Annotated in this window: 5 protein-coding genes; 3 read left to right on the forward strand and 2 right to left on the reverse strand. The window is 71.3% G+C overall.

Annotated features, from left to right (window positions below):
* The first annotated feature begins 202 nt into the window (after positions 1-202).
* Positions 203-640 (forward strand): anti-sigma factor, encoded by a 438-nt coding sequence (locus ACXJKL_RS17780; protein WP_457208339.1) that lies wholly within the window; start codon positions 203-205, stop codon positions 638-640.
* Positions 641-671: 31 nt separating this feature from the next.
* Positions 672-1,475, forward strand: a complete 804-nt coding sequence (locus ACXJKL_RS17785) for an RNA polymerase sigma factor SigF (protein WP_457208340.1) — start codon at positions 672-674, stop codon at positions 1,473-1,475.
* 1 nt (position 1,476) lies between these two features.
* Here ACXJKL_RS17785 and ACXJKL_RS17790 read toward each other — a convergent pair whose 3' ends face one another.
* Positions 1,477-1,857 (reverse strand): hypothetical protein, encoded by a 381-nt coding sequence (locus ACXJKL_RS17790; protein WP_457208341.1) that lies wholly within the window; start codon positions 1,855-1,857, stop codon positions 1,477-1,479.
* Between the two features lie 205 nt (positions 1,858-2,062).
* Between ACXJKL_RS17790 and ACXJKL_RS17795 the strand changes: the two genes are divergently transcribed.
* Positions 2,063-2,314: a WhiB family transcriptional regulator gene (locus tag ACXJKL_RS17795; protein ID WP_457208342.1), complete on the forward strand. Its 252-nt coding sequence runs from the start codon at positions 2,063-2,065 to the stop codon at positions 2,312-2,314.
* 63 nt (positions 2,315-2,377) lie between these two features.
* Here ACXJKL_RS17795 and ACXJKL_RS17800 read toward each other — a convergent pair.
* On the reverse strand, positions 2,378-3,300 hold a 923-nt coding region (locus ACXJKL_RS17800), incomplete at its 5' end, for a sensor histidine kinase (RefSeq protein ID WP_457208343.1).

Raw genomic sequence — 3,300 nt, forward strand, 5'->3', positions numbered from 1 at the left:
TCCCTCCACCACGTCGACGAGCGTTGCTGATGGCAAGGGTAGGACGGTGGCGAAGTCACGGATATACCTCATTCGGGCTAGTTGTGACGTGTAGGCGGACCGCATCTGGGTACGTGGTCGAGGCAGCACCTGTGCCGGCGGACCAGCCGGTTAGTGTGAGGCCACCCCCCAGCCCTCGACCCAGGACGGGACCCCCACGCACATGTCCAGTCACGACAATCCCGACGCGCGGGCGGACGTCGAGCTCCGGCTGCCGGCCGACGGCGCGTACGCCTCGGTGCTCCGGACGACCACGGCCGGCCTCGCTGCCCGTCTGGACTTCACCATGGACGACATCGAGGAGCTGCGCATCGCGATCGGCGAGGCCCTGGCGCTGGTGCTCCCGGAGGCCGACCCGGGCGCCGACCTGGTCTGCCGCTTCCACCTCGGCACCGGCACCCTCGGGGTGCAGGTCGAGACCGAGGCCAGCGACGACCCGGCTCCCGACTACGACAGCTTCGCGTGGCAGGTGCTCGACACCCTGGCCTCCGAGGCGACGGTGACCTCGACCGGTGGCCGCTTCACCGTGCGCTTCCGGATGTCGAGCCAGGTGGGTGGTGCCGCCGGAGCGGTCGACGACACGGCGGGCGCCGAGCTCTGAGATGAGCCACGACATCACGGGGGATGGTTCGGTGGAGGGGGACACCACGGAGCCGACGGAGACGGTGCCGACGCGCGTCGAGGTGACGCGGCAGCGCAGCGCCGAGCTGTTCGGCGAGATGCGCGACCAGGACGGCTCGGGCGCGTCCCGGGCCACGGCGCGCGACGCCCTGGTGCACCTGCACCTGCCGCTCGTCGAGCACTGCGCCCGACGCTTCCGCAACCGGGGCGAGCCGCACGAGGACCTCGTCCAGGTGGGGACCATCGGCCTGATCAAGGCCATCGACCGCTTCGAGACCGACCGGGGCGTCGAGTTCTCGACGTACGCCACTCCGACGATCATCKGCGAGATCAAGCGCTACTTCCGCGACAAGGGCTGGGCCATCCGGGTCCCGCGCCGGCTGCAGGAGCTGCGGATGCAGATCGGGACGGTGACCGCCGAGCTCACCCAGAAGCTGGGTCGCTCGCCCACCCCGCGCGAGCTGGCCGAGGCCATCGGGTGCACGGTCGAGGAGATCATCGAGGGCATGGAGTCGAGCAACGCCTACTCGACGCTGTCGCTGGACGCCTCCGACGGCTCCGACGACGGGCCGCCGAGCATGCTCGACACCCTGGGCGTGGACGACGAGGGGCTCGAGCACGTCGAGATCCGCGAGTCGATCAAGCCRCTGCTCGAGGGCCTCGGCGCCCGGGAGAAGCGGATCCTGCTGCTGCGGTTCTTCAAGAACATGACCCAGTCGCAGATCGCCGAGGAGATCGGGGTCTCGCAGATGCACGTGTCGCGGCTGCTCACCAGGACGCTGGCCCAGCTGCGGACCTCGCTCGAGGCGGAGTAGATCAGCGCTGGGCCTCCAGGGCCTGGATGCTGCGCGGGTGGATGATCCCGGCGATCACGACCAGGGCGACGATCCCGATGGCCACGGACAGCACGGTGGTCGCACCACCCCGGAGGTTCCAGGCCAGGCCGAGCTGGATCAGCTGGGCCAGCAGGATGGGGCCCCGCGCCCAGGCGCCGCCGTGGGTGATGGCCCAGGCGCAGGCGATCAGGAACCCGCCGTACGCCGCGAAGAAGAGCGTGGTGGTGAGCCCCATGGTCAGCCGCCCGCCGGTCAGCGACGCGATCTCGAGGACCGCGAGCGCGACGACGACGACCCCCTCGACCGCGGCGAGCGACGCCGCGGTGACGAGCGGAGCGGGGCTGGTGAGGCTCTGGGTCACCCCGCCAGCCTAGGTCGCGGGCCCGGTTGTGACGGAAGCGACCACCGAAAGGGTTGTGTTGGGCCCGAACTCTTGCCAGTCTGGGGGGTGCGCTCACGGAGGAGTTCACTTCGTGGTGCCCGCAATCCGGGCATCTCCACAGCGCCCGGGCTCCGCTGACTGCCCGCACACAGCCATCGCGTGAAGAAAGAGGGAACCCCCTGCCATGGATTGGCGCAGCCGTTCAGCCTGCCTCGACGAGGACCCGGAGCTGTTCTTCCCGATCGGCAACACCGGTCCGGCCATCCTCCAGATCGAGGAGGCCAAGCAGGTCTGCCGTCGGTGCGAGGTACGCGACCAGTGCCTCGCCTGGGCCCTCGAGGCCGGTCAGGACCACGGTGTCTGGGGCGGCCTCAGCGAGGACGAGCGTCGGGCCCTGAAGCGTCGCAACGCGCGGGCCCGCGTCCGCACCGCCTGACCCCCACCGCCTGACCCCCACCGCCTGACCCCCCACCGGCCGACCCCCCACCGCCCCGGTCACTCAGGAGAGTGGCAGCGTGATCCGTACCCGGGTCCCGCTGCCCTCTGCGGCCCCCATCTCGAGGGTCCCCCCCAGCTCGGACTCCACCAGGGTCCGCACGATGGAGAGCCCGAGGCTCGTCGAGGTGGACAGGTCGAACCCGTCGGGCAGTCCCAGGCCGTCGTCGGTGATCGTGAGCGTCAGTCGCCCCCGCTCGGCGCGGACGGCGAGCTCGACGGTGCCCTTCGCCGTGACGTCCTGCTCGGGGTAGCCGTGCTCGACCGCGTTCTGCAGCGTCTCGGTGATCACCATGGCCAACGGCGTGGCCGTCTCCGAGGCGAGCACGCCGAAGCTGCCCCGCCGCACGACGCGCACGGCGCCGCGCACGACCGACACGTCGGTGACCATCCGGCCGAGCCGATCGGCCACCTCGTCGAAGTCGACGTGCTCCTCGACCGCCTGGCTCAGGGTCTCGTGGACGATCGCGATCGACCCCACCCGCCGGACGGCCTCCTCGAGGGCCGCTCGCGCCTCCGGCTGGTCGATGCGCCGCGCCTGGAGGCGCAGCAGGGCCGCCACCGTCTGGAGGTTGTTCTTCACCCGGTGGTGGATCTCGCGGATGGTGGCGTCCTTGGTGACCAGCTCCCGGTCGCGGCGGCGCAGGTCCGTGACGTCGCGCAGCAGCACGAGGGCGCCGATCCGCTCCCCCTCCGGTCGCAGCGGGATGCTGCGCAGGATGAGGCTGACCTGGTCGCTCCCGACCTCGGTGTCGCGGTCCGCCTGCCCCGAGAGCACCGCACTGAGCGACTCCTCGTCGGGGCGACGCCGCGGTGGCACCAGCTCGCGCGTGAGGTCGGCCAGGACGTGACCGGTCAGGTCGCCGGTGAGCCCGAGGCGGCGGTAGACGGAGAGCGCGTTGGGGCTCGCGTAGACGACCCGTCCGC

The sequence above is a fragment of the Nocardioides sp. P5_C9_2 genome (genome assembly GCF_054049555.1).

Excerpts from the sequence above, each read along its gene's own strand:
- ACXJKL_RS17780 (WP_457208339.1), top strand. The coding sequence starts at position 203 with ATGTCCAGTCACGACAATCCCGACGCGCGGGCGGACGTCGAGCTCCGG.
- ACXJKL_RS17795 (WP_457208342.1), top strand. The coding sequence starts at position 2,063 with ATGGATTGGCGCAGCCGTTCAGCCTGCCTCGACGAGGACCCGGAGCTG.